The organism is Ruegeria sp. AWH4_226 (assembly GCF_056159225.1).
On sequence record NZ_JBSWUU010000003.1, the window covers coordinates 52,424 to 68,109 of the forward strand.

Annotated in this window: 20 protein-coding genes; 11 read left to right on the plus strand and 9 right to left on the minus strand. The window is 57.9% G+C overall.

The genetic code is table 11. The features are described 5' to 3' along the window. Nucleotides 1–7: 7 nt before the first annotated feature. On the minus strand, nt 8–232 hold the full coding sequence (locus ACXAET_RS18660) for a DUF1150 family protein (RefSeq protein WP_068336200.1): 225 nt from the start codon (nt 230–232) through the stop codon (nt 8–10). 5 nt (nt 233–237) lie between these two features. Next, entirely contained in the window at nt 238–651 is a 414-nt protein-coding gene (locus ACXAET_RS18665; protein ID WP_475188655.1) for an Hsp20 family protein, read from the minus strand. 164 nt (nt 652–815) lie between these two features. On the opposite strand from ACXAET_RS18665, the gene ACXAET_RS18670 reads away from it, so the two are divergent. The 3 genes from ACXAET_RS18670 (at nt 816) to ACXAET_RS18680 (ending at nt 2,654) form a co-directional block, all read left to right on the plus strand. Then, nucleotides 816–1,040 (plus strand): YdcH family protein, encoded by a 225-nt coding sequence (locus ACXAET_RS18670; protein WP_058280035.1) that lies wholly within the window; start codon nt 816–818, stop codon nt 1,038–1,040. A 65-nt stretch (nt 1,041–1,105) separates the two neighbouring features. Further along, a complete protein-coding gene (gene purE, locus ACXAET_RS18675; protein ID WP_068336204.1) occupies nt 1,106–1,594 on the plus strand; it encodes a 5-(carboxyamino)imidazole ribonucleotide mutase in 489 nt (162 codons plus the stop codon). Next, nucleotides 1,587–2,654 carry a 5-(carboxyamino)imidazole ribonucleotide synthase gene (locus tag ACXAET_RS18680; RefSeq protein WP_475188659.1) on the plus strand — a complete coding sequence of 356 codons (1,068 nt, stop codon included), beginning with the start codon at nt 1,587–1,589 and terminating at the stop codon, nt 2,652–2,654. Before purE ends, ACXAET_RS18680 begins: the two co-directional genes overlap by 8 nt. On the opposite strand, the gene ACXAET_RS18685 is transcribed toward ACXAET_RS18680, so the two are convergent. From ACXAET_RS18685 to ACXAET_RS18710, 6 genes are all read right to left on the minus strand, one after another. Beyond that, the gene (locus tag ACXAET_RS18685) at nt 2,655–3,806 is read right to left on the minus strand and encodes an alpha-D-ribose 1-methylphosphonate 5-triphosphate diphosphatase (protein WP_475188663.1); all 1,152 of its coding nucleotides are present in this window, start codon (nt 3,804–3,806) and stop codon (nt 2,655–2,657) included. It lies immediately after the preceding gene. Beyond that, complete coding sequence (locus ACXAET_RS18690) at nt 3,803–4,576, minus strand: esterase/lipase family protein (protein ID WP_475188666.1); 774 nt, start codon at nt 4,574–4,576, stop codon at nt 3,803–3,805. Before ACXAET_RS18690 ends, ACXAET_RS18685 begins: the two co-directional genes overlap by 4 nt. 38 nt (nt 4,577–4,614) lie before the next feature. Then, on the minus strand, nt 4,615–5,457 hold the full coding sequence (locus ACXAET_RS18695; RefSeq protein WP_475188672.1) for a DMT family transporter: 843 nt from the start codon (nt 5,455–5,457) through the stop codon (nt 4,615–4,617). 187 nt (nt 5,458–5,644) lie between these two features. Then, nucleotides 5,645–7,288, minus strand: a complete 1,644-nt coding sequence (gene groL / locus ACXAET_RS18700; protein ID WP_475188678.1) for a chaperonin GroEL — start codon at nt 7,286–7,288, stop codon at nt 5,645–5,647. Nucleotides 7,289–7,343: 55 nt separating this feature from the next. After that, a complete protein-coding gene (locus tag ACXAET_RS18705) occupies nt 7,344–7,631 on the minus strand; it encodes a co-chaperone GroES (RefSeq protein WP_120632017.1) in 288 nt (95 codons plus the stop codon). Between the two features lie 152 nt (nt 7,632–7,783). Further along, complete coding sequence (locus tag ACXAET_RS18710) at nt 7,784–8,458, minus strand: DUF2161 domain-containing phosphodiesterase (RefSeq protein ID WP_475188689.1); 675 nt, start codon at nt 8,456–8,458, stop codon at nt 7,784–7,786. 197 nt (nt 8,459–8,655) lie between these two features. Here ACXAET_RS18710 and ACXAET_RS18715 point away from each other — a divergent pair, with 197 nt between their 5' ends. Then, nucleotides 8,656–9,576: a manganese-dependent inorganic pyrophosphatase gene (locus ACXAET_RS18715; protein ID WP_475188691.1), complete on the plus strand. Its 921-nt coding sequence runs from the start codon at nt 8,656–8,658 to the stop codon at nt 9,574–9,576. A 42-nt stretch (nt 9,577–9,618) separates the two neighbouring features. Here ACXAET_RS18715 and ACXAET_RS18720 read toward each other — a convergent pair whose 3' ends face one another. Further along, a complete protein-coding gene (locus ACXAET_RS18720) occupies nt 9,619–10,026 on the minus strand; it encodes a GFA family protein (RefSeq protein ID WP_475188696.1) in 408 nt (135 codons plus the stop codon). Between the two features lie 87 nt (nt 10,027–10,113). Between ACXAET_RS18720 and ACXAET_RS18725 the strand changes: the two genes are divergently transcribed. The 7 genes from ACXAET_RS18725 (at nt 10,114) to ACXAET_RS18755 (ending at nt 15,677) form a co-directional block, all read left to right on the plus strand. Beyond that, a complete protein-coding gene (locus tag ACXAET_RS18725; RefSeq protein WP_475188699.1) occupies nt 10,114–11,040 on the plus strand; it encodes a GlxA family transcriptional regulator in 927 nt (308 codons plus the stop codon). A gap of 77 nt (nt 11,041–11,117) precedes the next feature. Continuing rightward, a complete protein-coding gene (locus ACXAET_RS18730; protein ID WP_475188701.1) occupies nt 11,118–11,993 on the plus strand; it encodes an HAD family hydrolase in 876 nt (291 codons plus the stop codon). 100 nt (nt 11,994–12,093) lie between these two features. Then, nucleotides 12,094–12,537, plus strand: a complete 444-nt coding sequence (locus ACXAET_RS18735) for a MaoC family dehydratase (protein WP_068336412.1) — start codon at nt 12,094–12,096, stop codon at nt 12,535–12,537. Nucleotides 12,538–12,641: 104 nt separating this feature from the next. After that, nucleotides 12,642–13,127, plus strand: a complete 486-nt coding sequence (locus tag ACXAET_RS18740) for a ClbS/DfsB family four-helix bundle protein (RefSeq protein ID WP_475188710.1) — start codon at nt 12,642–12,644, stop codon at nt 13,125–13,127. A 113-nt stretch (nt 13,128–13,240) separates the two neighbouring features. Then, entirely contained in the window at nt 13,241–14,173 is a 933-nt protein-coding gene (locus ACXAET_RS18745; protein ID WP_475188714.1) for a bifunctional riboflavin kinase/FAD synthetase, read from the plus strand. Further along, nucleotides 14,170–14,643 carry a YcgN family cysteine cluster protein gene (locus tag ACXAET_RS18750; RefSeq protein WP_475188719.1) on the plus strand — a complete coding sequence of 158 codons (474 nt, stop codon included), beginning with the start codon at nt 14,170–14,172 and terminating at the stop codon, nt 14,641–14,643. The genes ACXAET_RS18745 and ACXAET_RS18750 overlap by 4 nt, the downstream gene beginning before the upstream one ends. Then, entirely contained in the window at nt 14,643–15,677 is a 1,035-nt protein-coding gene (locus ACXAET_RS18755) for a threonine aldolase family protein (protein WP_475188721.1), read from the plus strand. The genes ACXAET_RS18750 and ACXAET_RS18755 overlap by 1 nt, the downstream gene beginning before the upstream one ends. The last annotated feature ends 9 nt before the right edge of the window (nt 15,678–15,686 follow it).

The following is a 15,686-nucleotide window of genomic DNA, read 5'->3' on the forward strand; positions in this document are numbered from 1 at the left end:
CGCTGTATCAGTGCACGGCCACCGGTGAAAAGTCATGCTCGCGTGCCAGAACGAAGGCCAGCTTGCGATCTGCGACCAGCGCCAGTTGCTGACCGTCAGAATTGTGGACGGCATATAACTGATCCAGATCACCGGCCTGCTCTCTGACTTCTTGCGGCAGATCGGCAACTTCGACCGTTTTCACATAGGCGATCCTGTCGCCCCCGGTGTTCAACTCGATCGGTGTATTCATAGCTCTTACCCCTTTCTTATGTTGATCTTTTGCACCACCGTTTCAGGCACGGCTCGGCTTAGATCCACGTGCAGCAGACCGTTTTCGATGATCGCCTCGCCCACCTCAACACCATCTGCCAGCACGAACATGCGCTGGAACTGACGTGCGGCAATACCACGGTGCAGGAATATGCGCCCTTCGCTGTCGTCATGTTGGCGACCCCGGATCACCAATTGGCGATCCTCGATGGTGATAGACAGGTCCTCTTCCGCAAACCCGGCCACGGCCAGAGTGATCCGGTACGAAAAATCCGAGGTCTGTTCGATGTTATAGGGCGGGTAACCTTCGTTGCCAGCCTTTGCAGACCGCTCCAGAAGGCGTTCCAACTGCTCGAACCCCAAAAGATGCGGGTATGAGCCAAGAGTAAGTTTTGACACGTATTTTCGTCCTTTTTTGTCAAAGCGACGTATGTTGCGGCCCCTTTCCGGCAACCGCATGTAATAGAATATGGGATTGTTCAGCGATGTCCACAAGGTCTGGCGATATAAACCCTGACGCACTATCTTGTGTGGAAAGCACCACAACAGCCATTGAGTCGCCAATGAATGCGCCCACCGATCTATCGATGAAAACAGACGAGGTTTTGCGGGTTGAACTCGAGGTTTTCCGCCGCCAGCACCGAGATCTGGATGAGGCGATCGAGGCGCTGCAATCCACTGGTACGGCTGATCAGCTTACGATCAAGCGCCTGAAAAAGCAGAAATTGCGGCTGAAGGACATTATTCGCCTGATTGAAGACCGTTTGACCCCTGATATCATTGCCTGACGCATTGCCACGAAGGTCGATTTGGATATAGTGCGCGCTCTTTCGAAAGGCAGGGACGCAAGCGGATGAGCGACGTGAAAGTGGGGATCATCATGGGCAGCCAATCAGACTGGCCCACGATGAAAGAAGCCGCAACCATTCTGGATGAGTTGGGCATTGCTTACGAAAAACACATCGTCTCGGCACATCGGACGCCGGACCGTTTGTGGGAGTATGGCAAAACCGCCGTGTCGCGCGGGCTGCATGTCATCATTGCCGGGGCCGGAGGGGCGGCACACCTGCCGGGCATGATGGCGTCAAAAACGCGGGTACCGGTGATCGGTGTTCCGGTGCAGACACGCGCGCTTTCGGGTGTCGACTCTCTCTATTCCATCGTTCAGATGCCCAAGGGGTTTCCGGTTGCGACCATGGCGATCGGCGCCGCCGGGGGCGCGAATGCTGGTTTGATGGCCGCAGGTATCCTGGCCTTGCAGGACAGCGCTTTGGCCAGTCGTCTGGACGCGTGGCGCGAAGCACTGTCCGCTTCGATCCCAGAGGAGCCCGTTGATGACTGATGCACTTAAACCCGGCGCAAGAATCGGGATTCTGGGCGGTGGTCAATTGGGTCGGATGCTGTCCGTCGCGGCGTCTCGACTGGGGTTCGTGACGCATATTTTCGAACCCGGCCGCAACCCGCCCGCCGGGCAGGTGGCCGACAGGGTGACAACCGCAGCCTATGACGATGTCGAAGCGCTCAAAGCCTTTGCCGAGTCCGTTGATGTCATCACCTATGAATTCGAAAACATCCCGACCGAAGCGCTGGACCTGTTGGAAGCCCATCGCCCGATCCGTCCGGGGCGCGAGGCTTTGCGGGTTAGTCAAGACCGGCTAACCGAAAAGACTTTCCTGCAGGGGCTTGGTCTGAAGACTGCGCCATTCGCCGATATCACGGACATGGACAGTCTGAACGCCGCAATTGAGCAAATCGGCACCCCGGCTATCCTGAAAACCCGTCGCTTTGGCTATGACGGCAAAGGCCAAGCGCGATTGCGCACGCCCGAGGACGCAAAGGCCGCTTTGGCCGACATGGCAGGCGCGCCCGCGATCCTCGAAGGGTTCGTGGACTTTACGCATGAAGTGTCGATCATTGCCGCGCGCGGCGTGGACGGTCAGGTCGCCTGTTTTGATCCTGGCGAGAATGTTCACCGCGATGGCATACTTCATACAACGACGGTTCCGGCCCGGCTGCGCCCTGCACAGCGTACGGACGCGGTTCTGCTGGCCGCCAACATCCTCAACGCGCTGAACTATGTCGGAGTGATGGGGGTTGAGCTGTTCGTAACACCCGCAGGCCTGATCGTGAATGAGATCGCCCCACGTGTTCATAACTCAGGCCATTGGACACAGAATGGCTGCGCGGTGGATCAATTTGAACAGCATATTCGCGCCGTGACAGGTTGGCCTTTGGGCGACGGGCAGCGGCATTCGGATGTGGTCATGCAAAACCTGATCGGTTTCGATATGGATCGTGTTCCTGAACTGGCGCAAGAGCGCGATGTGGCCCTGCATCTTTATGGCAAGGCCGAGGTTAAGGCCGGTCGCAAAATGGGACATTTCAACCGCATTTCGCGATGATCAGTCGACGAACCGCGCTGCGATATCCCCCGACATATAGCTGACCCGCCCACCAGCCAGCGTGGCTGCAACACGCTGGGTATCAGCGTCAAGAATGACCAGATCGGCGCGTTGGCCCGGTGCCAGCGTGCCACGATCCTGCAACCCAAGTACGCGCGCCGGACCCGACGATACCAGTGCCCAAGCCCCGGCCATATCCAACAAGCCAGTTTTGGCCAGCATCAAAGCCGCCCGTCTGGGGCTGGGATAGTGGTAGTCCGAGGCCAGCGCGTCGCAATAGCCCATCGTGATCAGGTCCACCGCACTGACATTGCCCTTGTGCGAGCCACCGCGAACGACATTGGGCGAGCCCAGAACAATATGGTCCCCCGCCGCACGGGCGGCTTCGGCCGCCTCGAGTGTTTCCGGGAATTCAGCAATGCGCGCACCGCGCGCGCGCCATTCGGCACGGTCTTGCGCCGTGGCATCGTCATGGCTACCCATAAGCACACCCTGCGTGGCCAGCACTGCGCACAACGCATCCAGCGCTTCTGACACTTCTCCCCTGCGGTCATGCATGGACAGCAACATCTCAAAGTGCTTGTCCGGATTTCTTCCGGCCTTGAGCGCCTGCCCCGTCAGCCGCGGCGGTTTACGTCGTTCCGCCAGCCGATCATGCGGTAGGTGGTCGTTGAACACCACGTAGGGCACCTGCCAGTCGGCAATACGTTCCGGCAGTCCCGCATAATCGTCCAACATATGCGTTTCGAACCGAAGCTGCGGCATAATATCAGTCACGACACGATCCTTGACCAAGGCGATGGCCTCAAACACCTGCCCCGCGAATTCGGGACCGCGCACGCCGCCCTCCCAACTGTGGAATTGGGCCAGAACCGCAGTGGTGATGCCGTTGGCAGCCAGTTCAGCCTCAACCGAGATGATTCCTTCGTCCATCTGCTTCATCGCCCCGCGACGCGGCGCGATGTGGCGCTCAAACCCGTCGCCATGCAGGTCAATGATCCCCGGCAAGACGAGATAACCAGACAGATCAACCTGTCGCTTTGCGTGATCAGCCTGTATGACGCCCTCAGCCAAGGACAAGTCGGCAGGCACAAGACCCTCCTCCGGCAGCAGCACCTCTGCGCCGGTGAACGTCAGATTTAATGAGGTCATTGCGATGGCTCCGACTCGGGTTCCGAACAATCCTGTCCAAGGCAGATTTCGTCGATGACATGCGTCACCCAGTCCAACCAGGTTATTTCTGGATCGAAGCGTCCGAACTCGATGAAATGCAGCGCCTGCGCCATCACGAGCGGATTGTTCATCATGAATGTGTGGGTGACGGGCAAGACGATATGTTCCTTCATGCCCTCAACCTTTGTGGTTTCGATCGACACCTTGCCATCGTCCCTGCCCTCAATCATCGAGGATGACAGAGGGTTCAGGGAATTCTCACCAGCGATCACGCCAAGCTCGAAATCCACCGCTGGCAGCTGGCCCGGAATACCCTCGGGGCCGGTACCCAACGCCAATCCCGCAGGCCCGTGCAGCATACCAAAAACCTCGAATGCGCCCAGTTCATCAACCAACTGGCTTCCCTGGTTCGGCGGGCCAAGCATGACCACGCGCCCCAGATTGTCAGGGTGATGGTCCTGCAACCAATAGCGCAATAGGATGCCGCCCATCGAATGCGCCACCACGTTCACGGTATCATCGCCGCAGGCGGCAAAGGCTTCCGGAAGGGTCTGATCGGCCAGCTCGGGAATCGGCAGGTCGGTCGAGGGGTATCCCGGGCGCACCACGGTGTAGTCATGGGCCTGAAACAACTGCTCCATAACTGCAAAGGACGCTTCGGTCCGCGCAAGCCCATGCAACAAAACCACGCATTTCGCATGGGTCACAGCAGGAACGAGAAGCAAGAACAGCGCGAGCAAATATCTCATAGCCGCCAGATAAGCCCTAACGGCACACGATGAAACCCCTAGCGCGGCCTCAGGCGCAGAACGGCCAGTGCGATGCCGCCCAGAACCAAAGTTGCGCCCAGGATCAGGCGCAGGCTGGCAACCTCTCCCAGCAAAAGCACCCCGCCCAAGATGGCAATGATCGGAACGCTCAGTTGGACCACGGCCGCTGTGGTCGGCGCCAGCTGCGGCAGAACGCGGTACCAAAGCGCATATCCCATACCCGAGGTAACCGCACCGGAGACTATGGCCAGACCGTACCCAGAGCCTGTCATGCGCCACTCGCCCCCTGCCACAATCAAGGCCAAAGCCGTCAGAGGCAGTGCGACGACGAAATTCGCCGCCGTACCAGCCAGCGCGTCCGGTTCCGAGCGCCCGACCAGCGAGTAGGCTGCCCAGCCGATCCCGGCAGCGGTCATCAACAGCGCTCCGTTTAGATCAACCTGAACCGCGCCGACTGGCCACAGAACATAGGCAAGCCCCGCAAGGGCAATGACCGCACCCGCGATCTGACGGCGCGTCGGCGCAATCCCGGTCACGGATGTCACCGCGAACATGGTGATCTGCACCACTCCGAACAGAATTAGCGCACCCAACCCGGCATCCAGCGTCAGATAGGCGATGGAAAACCCGATCATGTAGATCGACAACGCCCCTGCCCCCGCGATCCGGCGACGATTGCGCAGCGGTAGGTGCCCAGCCCGGAACCAGACCAAGATGCTTAGAACCAAAGCCCCAGACAGCACGCGAATAACGGCAAAACCAGCGGGATCACCGGCGCCGCTGTCAATCGCCAGTCGGTTCAGGATCGAATTGGCCGCAAAAGCGCACATTGTCAGGGTAGTGAGTAGAAACAATCGCATAGCAACCGCATAGCGGTATCGCGCGTGTTTGCACACTCACATTTCTGCACAACGGTTCGCGAAACGAAACGGGGCCGCCCAAAGGCGACCCCATCCCTTAGCTTTTTGGCGGACCCGTTCTGCAGCTTGGCCTCTTGGCCAAGCGCCTGTCGGGGTCGTCAGAATTCGCAGGGCGAATTCGACGTGCTTACATCATGCCGCCCATGCCGCCCATGTCGGGCATGCCACCGGCAGGTGCCGCGCCTTCTTTGGCGGGTTTGTCGGCAACCATCGCTTCGGTGGTGACAAGCAGGCCAGCAACCGATGCCGCATCTTCCAGAGCGGTACGGACAACTTTGGCCGGGTCGATCACGCCAAACGAGAACATGTCGCCATACTCTTCGGTTTGAGCGTTGAAGCCGAATGCTGCGTCGGAGGATTCACGGACTTTGCCCGCAACAACCGCACCGTCAACACCTGCGTTTTCGGCGATCTGGCGCAGCGGCGCTTCGATTGCCTTGCGAACGATGTTGATACCTGCGTTCTGGTCAGCATTTGCGCCTTCCAGCTCCAGCAGTGCTTTGCCGGCCTGAACCAGAGCAACACCACCGCCGACAACAACGCCTTCCTGTACGGCTGCGCGGGTCGCGTTCAGAGCATCGTCCACACGGTCCTTACGCTCTTTCACTTCAACCTCGGTCATGCCGCCGACGCGGATAACGGCAACACCGCCTGCCAGTTTGGCAACGCGCTCTTGCAGCTTTTCACGGTCGTAGTCCGACGAGGTCTCTTCGATCTGGGTGCGGATCTGAGCAACGCGTGCTTCGATCTCGGCCTTCTCGCCAGCACCGTCGACGATGGTGGTTTCGTCTTTGGTGATTTCGATTTTCTTGGCGGTGCCCAGCATGTCCATGGTGACGGACTCGAGCTTCATGCCCAGATCTTCGGAGATGACCTGACCACCAGTCAGGATCGCGATGTCCTGCAGCATGGCCTTACGGCGATCGCCGAAGCCCGGTGCCTTTACAGCAGCAATTTTCAGGCCACCGCGCAGTTTGTTGACCACGAGAGTCGCCAGCGCTTCGCCTTCAACGTCTTCAGCAATGATCAGCAGCGGCTTTTGCGACTGGATCACCTGCTCCAACAGCGGAACCATCGGCTGTAGCGACGACAGTTTCTTTTCGTGCAGCAGGATCATGCAGTCTTCAAGCTCTGCAACCATCTTGTCTGCGTTGGTGACGAAGTAGGGCGACAGGTAGCCGCGGTCGAACTGCATACCCTCGACAACGTCGGTCTCGGTTTCCAGACCTTTGTTTTCTTCGACGGTGATAACACCTTCGTTGCCAACCTTCTGCATCGCGTCTGCGATCTGCTGGCCGATTTCGGCTTCGCCGTTGGCCGAGATGGTGCCAACTTGCGCAACCTCTGCCGAGTCTTTGACTTCACGCGCCGCGGCTTTGATGCCTTCAACAACCTTGGCGGTCGCCAGGTCGATGCCGCGCTTCAGGTCCATCGGGTTCAGGCCAGCGGCAACCTGCTTCAGACCTTCGCGAACGATGGCTTGAGCCAGAACGGTTGCGGTGGTGGTACCGTCGCCGGCTTCGTCATTGGTGCGGCTGGCGACTTCTTTCACCATCTGCGCGCCCATGTTTTCGAACTTGTCCTCCAGTTCGATATCCTTGGCAACGGTCACACCGTCTTTGGTGATGCGCGGTGCGCCAAAGGATTTGTCGATCACCACGTTCCGGCCTTTGGGGCCCAGCGTTACTTTCACCGCGTCGGCCAGGATGTTCACACCCTTCAGCATGCGATTACGGGCATCGGTGTCGAACTTGACGTCCTTAGCAGCCATGTCTTTTCTCCTTGAGAAATTTGTTGAAAATGAAGATCAGAGAAAGCGCGCGGGCTTACTCGATGATCCCCATGATGTCGCTTTCTTTCATCATCAGCAGCTCTTCGCCGTTGACTTGAACCTCGGTGCCCGACCATTTGCCGAACAAGATCTTGTCACCAGCTTTAACAGCCATTGCGATCAGTTCGCCGCTGTCCTTGCGCGCGCCTTCGCCGGTTGCGACGACTTCGCCTTCGCTGGGCTTTTCTTTTGCGCTGTCAGGAATGATCAGGCCGCCTGCGGTTTTCTCGTCGCTTTCGGTACGGCGAACCAGCACGCGGTCATGAAGCGGTTTTAATGCCATCTTTGCAGCTCCTTGGGCTCAAAGTTTATTTATCCTCCCCTCACCGGCTGGCGAGGCGTTAGCACTCGACCCTTGCGAGTGATAACGACGCATAGCTAGGAGGTCTAAAACGCCGAGTCAACAAGCTGTGATATTTTTTTTGACAGCAGGGCTCAGTCGGGCTGTTCCCAGCTATAGGCCCAATGTTCAAGGCCTTTCTCTCCGGCCTCGGTGAGGCTGTAGATGCCCTTTTGAACCTTGTCGAACCAACCATAGTGGTTGTCACGCATTAACCGGGTTGCCGATGAAACGCCAGTGGCCTTCGCCACATCCGATCCTTTCGTCGCACCACATTCAGCCAGATGTGCGGCGCATTTCAGTGCATCTTGCCGATATGCCGTCACGATCCCGTGCCGGGTTGCGCCACCTGCATTCGGATCGCCCTCAAGCCGGTCGAACGCCCGCAGCAATTGCGCGACCTTGGCCTTGTTTTTGCGCGGCGCATATGGGCCCGGATCTGCGTGCACCTCAACCGCTCTGTCTGAGCGCACCGTGATCAGACCCAAGCCCAACCGTCGGCAAAGCGCCAAATTGTCTTTCAAAGCGCGTCTGGCAGACCGCCCTGTTGGTTTGCAGACCGCGATATAGACGCAATCTGTAACCTTGAGGCGCGTGATAGCCTGGTGAAACAATGCCAACGAAAACCTCAGTTTTAGCTCGACGATCACCAGCTCATCCCCATCACGTACGGCCACGATATCGGCTGCACCCACCTCGCCTTTGACGATATAACCCTGACGCTCAAGCAGCGCTTTGATCGGGGGATAGAGGTCTTGCTCACGCTTCATGGATGCATGCTATGCGATTTGCATTGGATTGCCAGCCTGCACCCGCGCAGCAAGCGGAAGTAATGTACAGACACGCCAAAAGGCTTACCATGCTTGCCGTATTGCAGACCAACCGTCGCAGCGGGACCCATGCCGGGTGACAACCCCGGCAGAGCGCCCTATAAGGCGCGCAAATTTATCATCCTCAGGACACTGACATGACAACCCTTGTATTTGGCCACAAATCCCCCGACACCGACTCGACAGGATCACCGATCCTATGGGCGTGGTACCTAAACGAAGTTAAAGGTGAAAAGGCCGAAGCGGTACTGTTGGGCGAACCCAACACCGAGGCCGCTTTCCTGCTCCAACGCTGGGACCTGCCCAAACCACGCATCATTGACGATGTCGAGGCGGACGCTCCGGTTGTAATCGTCGACACGAACAATCCGGCCGAGCTGCCCACCAGCATCAACAGCGCCGACATCCGCGCCATTATTGACCACCACAAGCTTGTCGGTGGGTTGGAAACCAAAGGTCCGATCGACATCACCGTACGCCCGCTGGCCTGCACCGCAACGATCATTGTCGACCTGATGGGTGTTGACGCGGCCAAGATGCCGGACTGGGCAAAAGGGACGGCGCTGACCTGCATTCTGTCGGATACGCTGGAATTCCGCTCGCCCACAACCACGCCGCATGACCGAGATGTGGCCGAGAAGCTGGCCGCCGATCTGGGTCTGGACATCGCGGCCTATGCTGCCGACATGTTCGCGGCCAAGTCGGATGTCTCGTCCTTCTCAGACGCCGAACTGATCCGCATGGACAGTAAAGAATACGAGGTGGACGGCACCAAGTTCCGCGTTTCGGTTCTCGAAACCACCGCTCCGGGCGTTGTCCTGGACCGCAAGGCCAGCTTGGCAGAATCGATGGTAGAGGTCGCCAAGGAAGACGGCGTCGATCAGGTTCTGCTATTCGTCGTCGACATCCTGAACGAAGAGGCCACCCTGCTGGTTCCCAACGATCTGGTTAAAGGCGTGGCTGAGAAAAGCTTTGGCGCATCGGTCGAAGGTGACGCGGTAGTCCTGCCCGGCATCATGAGCCGCAAAAAGCAGATCATTCCAAACCTAAAGGTCTAAGCGCAGCCTAGTCAAAAAAAGGCGTCCTTTCGGACGCCTTTATTACATGGGTGGCATGCCCTCAAAGCTGGGAATGCCGTCCGGGATCACGTGGAAATCCTGCTTCTCCGCAACAAAGACCGCAGCACTTGCCCCACCGAAAACAGATGGGTCATCCAGAGTTCCGATCTTCAGGATCACCGGGTCCACGCCCGGACGAAGCGTGGTGAGGTGTGTTCCGCACTCCGCGCAGAACTCACGCGTGACCGCCAAGGCGCGATCAGTACGCGTGTAATGTTTGGGTGCCCCGGCAGTGTACTTGAACCCGTCGCGCGGTAAAAGCACGAACAGGTTGGGACCTCCACCCGAAACATGCTGGCACGCCCGGCAATGGCACTGGCCTTTGAAGATCGGCTCGCCCTCGGCCCGATACCGCACTGCGCCGCAATAGCATCCACCTTCCACAATCATAAGAGATCTCCTTTTTTGACGACTATGGACAAGGTTCCGCAAATCGGGCAGTGTCATAATTGACATTATTAGGACCAATTTGGACAAATGCAGACTGTTCAGGTCGTGATCCTGCACCCCACCCCGTGCCAGATGTCGAGCTTGTTCATCACGAGCGAGATGCTGGACACCGCAAACCGGGTCGCCCGCTTTCATGGGGCCGAAACGCGGTTCCACGCCATTGTTCTCACGCCTGAGAACTGTGGTCCGGTTTCAGAGCCCCCGGATCTTGTCATCCTGCCCGGCCTCGGCACCGCCACCGAACCCGAGGTCAGGGCGACAATGGGTCTGAGCAGTTTTGCAACCTTGGTTGACGCGTTAAAAAACCTTGCAGGGCCGGAAACGATCGTTGCAGGGGCCTGCTCGGGCTGCTTTGCGCTCGGGGCTGCAGGCTTGTTGGACAGGCGTAGAGTCACGACAACGTGGTGGCTGGCCCCCCTGCTGCAATCCCTGTTTCCTTTGGCGCGCCTTCAGTCCGGCGAGTTGGTTGTTCAAGATGGCAAACTTGTCACCGCGGGCGCGTCTTTTTCACAAATCGACCTCATGTTGTCGCTTATCGAGTGGTTTGCTGGACTGGCCATCGCAGAAGACTGCCGGCGGTTTCTGTTGGCGGACAACCGGCCCAGCCAGCTTCCATACATATCCGTCGCGACGCTGGTCGCGGGCCACCCTGCCCTGCAAAAGGCCGAACTATATGTCAGGCGCAACCTGATGCGACAGATAAGCCTTGCCGAGTTATCTGCGGCGGCCGGACTGACACCCAGAACCTTTTCGCGCAGGTTATCGAAGGCTACGGCGTTGACCCCATCAGGTTTCATGCAAACCATTCGGGTGACAGAGGCGATCCGCCTTGCGCGCTCGGGCAAACGCACTCACGAGGAAATTGCGGAACGTGTGGGATATGCGGATAGCACAGCATTGCGCAGAATCGTCCGTAAGCGAACCGGTCAGACCCTGGAAAGTTTTCGCCGCTGAAGACTTTCCTTTTCGATGGTCAATACATGGGGGTTGATGCATATAACGCAGGACTCAGTTTACCCGGACCGTGCATCATGACCCAAATCCTCTCGTCGCTCTCTGAAATCTCTGACCGTTACAAAGCGTTGTTCGTTGATCTTTGGGGGTGCGTCCATAATGGCATCACGGCCTTCCCCGAAGCCGTCGCTGCCTTGCAGGATTACCGCGCAAGGGGTGGAGTTGTGGTACTGCTCACAAACTCTCCCAAACCCCGTGCGGGCGTGGCGGGGCAATTGGTGCAGTTCAAGGTTCCTGCCGATGCCTATGACACAATCGCGACCAGCGGAGATTCAGCACGGTCCGCGATGTTCCGCGGCGCTGTCGGGCACAAGGTTTACTTCATGGGGGAATGGGAACGCGACGCCGGATTCTTTGACCCGTTGAAGCTGCTGCATCACCCGATCCACATTGAGCGTGTGCCGCTGGATCAAGCCGAGGGGATTGTGTGCTGCGGTCCGTTTGATCCGATGGCTGACCCATCAGTGAACCGTCCGGATTTTCTGTATGCCAAGACGAAAGGCATGAAACTGCTTTGCGCTAACCCCGATATCGTCGTCGATCGGGGCGAGGTGCGGGAATGGTGCGCCGGGGCGCTGGCAAGGCTTTACACAGAAATGGGCGGTGAGAGCCTTTATTTCGGCAAGCCCCACCCGCCGATCTACGATCTGGCCCGCCGCCGGTTGCAGGAACTTGGCCACGACATCCCGAATGGCGACATTCTGGCGATTGGCGACGGTCCGCATACCGACATTCTGGGCGCTATGGGAGAGGGGATTGATTCCCTGTTTATTTCGGGTGGATTGGCCGCCGCCGAGACAAAAACCGAGCATCACCCACACCATGATTCCTTAAGTGAATATATCCAAAAGGAAAAAATTAACCCTACCTATACAATCGGCCGCTTGAGGTAATCAGAAAAAGCTTGATTTTCTGCGACTGCGAAGTAATAAAGTTACCGAACTAGGGTAGCTTGTGTTTTTTTGTTGCCCGAAGAACGAAAGCGAGGGTGACATGTTGGACAATCTTCCACGCGGCACAATCTGTATTGAAGACATCGAAATGGGAATGAGCCGCCACCTGCGCAAAGTGGTGACAGACGAAGATATCGAGATGTTCGCGCAGGTGTCGACAGACCGGAATCCGGTGCATCTGGATGACGACTACGCCCGCGACACGATCTTCGAGGGGCGCATCGCACATGGGATGCTCACTGCGGGTTTGATCTCGGCTGTGATTGGCGAACAGCTTCCCGGACACGGTACGGTCTATTTGGGCCAGTCTTTGAAATTCCTCGCACCAGTTCGGCCCGGCGATATGGTCTATGCCGAGGTCAAGGTGACCGATATCGACTTTTCCAAACGTCGGGTGAAGCTGGATTGTCACTGCGCTGTGGACGGCAAAAAGGTGCTGATTGGAGAGGCAATGGTGCTGGCCCCTTCGCGCAAGTTCGACTGATCGAACACAAGTATTCCGCTGTCATATCACTTGACCTGCGTCATGTAGTTTGAACCTTCATGCGTTAATCTCCGATCCCGACAGGTCTGCATCGGAGGTTACCCTTGCCCGCAACAAGCAAATCAGAACTGCTGGCGATCACAGAAAAAGAGTATTCCAAACTTCGAACTTTGATCGCCGATGTAAGCGAAGCTCAGGCTCTTGCGAAGGATGAAGACGACACGTCAGTGAAGGATATCATTGGTCACAGGGCGCATTGGATAGATTTGTTTCTGGGCTGGTATACCGACGGACAAGCCGGAAAAGAGGTTCACTTCCCGGCAAAAGGCTACAAGTGGAACGAACTGCCCCGCTATAACGCGAATCTGCGCAATCTGCAGGCGGACCTGTCTTGGCAAGACGCAATGCAGGCGCTGGACCTTGGCTACAGAAAGCTGATCTCATTTCTGGAAAACCACACAGATACGGAACTGTATGTTGGCCCGATGAAGGGCGCGAAAAACAACTGGACAACCGGACGCTGGGCCGAAGCCGCGGGCCCAAGCCATTTCAGGTCGGCCACGAAGTATATCCGTAGCCGCTTGCGCTGAGCCCAGCGCGTCTTCCGACCACTTCGGGCCCTAAAGAAACTCAAAACGCATTTTTGCCCCGGCACAAAAATGAGGTGCTTGAATATGCATGAGAGGAACAGTACCCACACCTCATGCATATCATCCGGGACTATCAATTTATCGAACCTCAGGACCGTGGCGCCAGCGTGGCGATCGGGAATTTTGACGGCGTCCATCTTGGTCATCAGTCGGTGATTGACCTGGCGCGCAATGCGGACCCGGATGCTCCTCTTGGCGTGTTGACGTTCGAACCGCATCCCAGGGAATACTTCGCGCCAGATGCCCCTCCGTTTCGCCTGATGCGTGGCAACACACGCGCGCACCGGTTGGAAAAGCTGGGTGTTCAGAAACTCTATGAACTGCCCTTCAATGCGGCTTTGGCAGGGCTGACCCCCGAAGACTTTGCCCGCATCGTGATCTGCGACGGGCTGGGTCTGTCACATGTTGTGGTGGGCGCGGATTTCTGCTTCGGCAAAGGTCGCAGCGGGACGGCTGACGACATCCTGCGATTTGGCCAGCAAATGGGCTTTGGCGTCACCATTGCACCCTTGATGCAGCGATCCGAAAACGTCGTTTCGTCCACCGCAATCCGCACCGCACTGACCGAAGGCCGCCCCCGCGATGCGGCCACAATGCTGGGCCACTGGCACCGGATCGAAGGTGAAGTGATCGGCGGAGAGCAGCGTGGACGCGAGCTGGGTTTTCCCACCGCAAACATGTCCATCGATGGGCTGCACCCACCGAAATTCGGTGTCTACGCGGTGCTGGTCGATGTGTTGGACGGCCCTCATCAGGGCAGCTACCACGGGGCGGCCTCGGTCGGGGTGCGGCCAATGTTCAACGGCGAAGTGCCCAATATCGAAACTTTCTTGTTCGATTTCTCTGGCGACCTTTACGGCTCAACCCTGTCGGTAGCGTTGGTCGAGTATCTGCGACCTGAGATGAAATTTGACGGCTTGAACGGTCTGATCGCACAGATGGATACCGATTGCGATCAAGCCCGCACCCATCTGGCGACGCTATGACGACAGACCCTATTGATCGCAATGGTCTGGGTCACCGGTTCTGGGAACGCAAACCACTGACCAAGATGAACCAGCGCGAATGGGAGGCGCTGTGCGATGGCTGTGGCAAGTGCTGCCTGAACAAGCTGGAGGACGAAGATACTGGCGAGGTCGCTCTGACCTGCGTTGCCTGTCGTCTGCTGGATGATGAGACGTGCCGCTGCACGCAATATGACATCCGCCACCAGTTTGTGCCGGAATGCATCGTGATGAAGCCTAACAACATCGACGACCATGCCTATTGGCTGCCGCAAACCTGCGCTTACCGTCTGCTGTGGGAGGGCAAACCCCTATACGACTGGCACCCTTTGATCTCCGGTACGCCAGACAGCGTGCACGCCGCCGGAGTCTCGGTCAAGGATCGCACGGTATCCGAGTTCGAAACACCGCTTGAAGAGTGGGAAGATTATATCATTGAGGAGCCCAGCTGATGTATTTCGCATCTGACAACTCTGGCCCGGTCCATCCCAAGGTCTTGGCCGCATTGAACGAAGCCAACCAGGGCTATCAAATGGCGTATGGGGCGGACACTCTGATGAACGAGGTGCGCGATCGCATTCGCGGCATCTTTGAAGCTCCGGGCGCGGCGGTTTATCTGGTGGCCACCGGGACGGCGGCGAATTCGCTGGCGCTGGCGACTTTGGCAAACCCTTGGGATACAATCTTCTGCTCGCCGGTGGCGCATATCCACGAAGATGAGTGCAACGCGCCGGAGTTTTACACCGGAGCCAAGCTGACGCTTGTGCCAGGCGGCGACAAGATGGACCCCGGGGCCCTGCGTCGATCAATTCTGGCCGAAGAAACACGTGGCGTACATGGCCCACAGCGTGGGCCGGTGTCGATCACGCAAGTCACCGAGCGCGGCTCGGTCTATTCGCTGGCGGAGTTACAGGCGCTGTGCGGTGTGGCCAAGGAATACAACCTTCCGGTGCACCTCGACGGTGCCCGTTTTACCAACGCGCTGGTGGCGCTGAATTGTTCCCCGGCCGAGATGACATGGAAATCAGGTGTGGACGCGGTCAGCTTTGGCGGTACCAAAAACGGATTGATGGGGGTCGAGGCGGTTGTTTTTTTCGACGAAGCCAAAGCTTGGGAATTCGAACTGCGGCGCAAACGCGGGGCGCATCTGTTCTCGAAACATCGGTATCTTTCGGCGCAGATGGCGGCCTATCTGCGGGACGACCTTTGGCTGACCTTGGCGCGTCAGGCCAATGCCAACTGTGCGCGTCTGGCTGAAGGGCTGCGCGCCAAAGGCGCAACCTTCCTGCACGAACCGCAGGCCAATATGATCTTCGCCCAGTTTTCCCGCGCCCGACACAAGCAACTACATGAGGCCGGGGCGGTCTATCACCTGTGGGGGGTCGACCTGAACGGCGCAGATGACGAAGAAATCCTCACCTGCCGCCTTGTTTGTGACTGGTCGATCGGTGACGACGATATCGACCGATTCCTTGCCCTGCTTTGACGGTCGCGC

Coding starts and splice junctions, on each gene's coding strand:
- ACXAET_RS18660 (WP_068336200.1), bottom strand. CDS start 232: ATGAATACACCGATCGAGTTGAACACCGGGGGCGACAGGATCGCCTAT.
- ACXAET_RS18670 (WP_058280035.1), top strand. CDS start 816: ATGAATGCGCCCACCGATCTATCGATGAAAACAGACGAGGTTTTGCGG.
- purE (WP_068336204.1), top strand. CDS start 1,106: ATGAGCGACGTGAAAGTGGGGATCATCATGGGCAGCCAATCAGACTGG.
- ACXAET_RS18680 (WP_475188659.1), top strand. CDS start 1,587: ATGACTGATGCACTTAAACCCGGCGCAAGAATCGGGATTCTGGGCGGT.
- ACXAET_RS18685 (WP_475188663.1), bottom strand. CDS start 3,806: ATGACCTCATTAAATCTGACGTTCACCGGCGCAGAGGTGCTGCTGCCG.
- ACXAET_RS18690 (WP_475188666.1), bottom strand. CDS start 4,576: ATGAGATATTTGCTCGCGCTGTTCTTGCTTCTCGTTCCTGCTGTGACC.
- ACXAET_RS18695 (WP_475188672.1), bottom strand. CDS start 5,457: ATGCGATTGTTTCTACTCACTACCCTGACAATGTGCGCTTTTGCGGCC.
- groL (WP_475188678.1), bottom strand. CDS start 7,288: ATGGCTGCTAAGGACGTCAAGTTCGACACCGATGCCCGTAATCGCATG.
- ACXAET_RS18705 (WP_120632017.1), bottom strand. CDS start 7,631: ATGGCATTAAAACCGCTTCATGACCGCGTGCTGGTTCGCCGTACCGAA.
- ACXAET_RS18710 (WP_475188689.1), bottom strand. CDS start 8,458: ATGAAGCGTGAGCAAGACCTCTATCCCCCGATCAAAGCGCTGCTTGAG.
- ACXAET_RS18715 (WP_475188691.1), top strand. CDS start 8,656: ATGACAACCCTTGTATTTGGCCACAAATCCCCCGACACCGACTCGACA.
- ACXAET_RS18720 (WP_475188696.1), bottom strand. CDS start 10,026: ATGATTGTGGAAGGTGGATGCTATTGCGGCGCAGTGCGGTATCGGGCC.
- ACXAET_RS18725 (WP_475188699.1), top strand. CDS start 10,114: ATGCAGACTGTTCAGGTCGTGATCCTGCACCCCACCCCGTGCCAGATG.
- ACXAET_RS18730 (WP_475188701.1), top strand. CDS start 11,118: ATGACCCAAATCCTCTCGTCGCTCTCTGAAATCTCTGACCGTTACAAA.
- ACXAET_RS18735 (WP_068336412.1), top strand. CDS start 12,094: ATGTTGGACAATCTTCCACGCGGCACAATCTGTATTGAAGACATCGAA.
- ACXAET_RS18745 (WP_475188714.1), top strand. CDS start 13,241: ATGCATATCATCCGGGACTATCAATTTATCGAACCTCAGGACCGTGGC.
- ACXAET_RS18750 (WP_475188719.1), top strand. CDS start 14,170: ATGACGACAGACCCTATTGATCGCAATGGTCTGGGTCACCGGTTCTGG.
- ACXAET_RS18755 (WP_475188721.1), top strand. CDS start 14,643: ATGTATTTCGCATCTGACAACTCTGGCCCGGTCCATCCCAAGGTCTTG.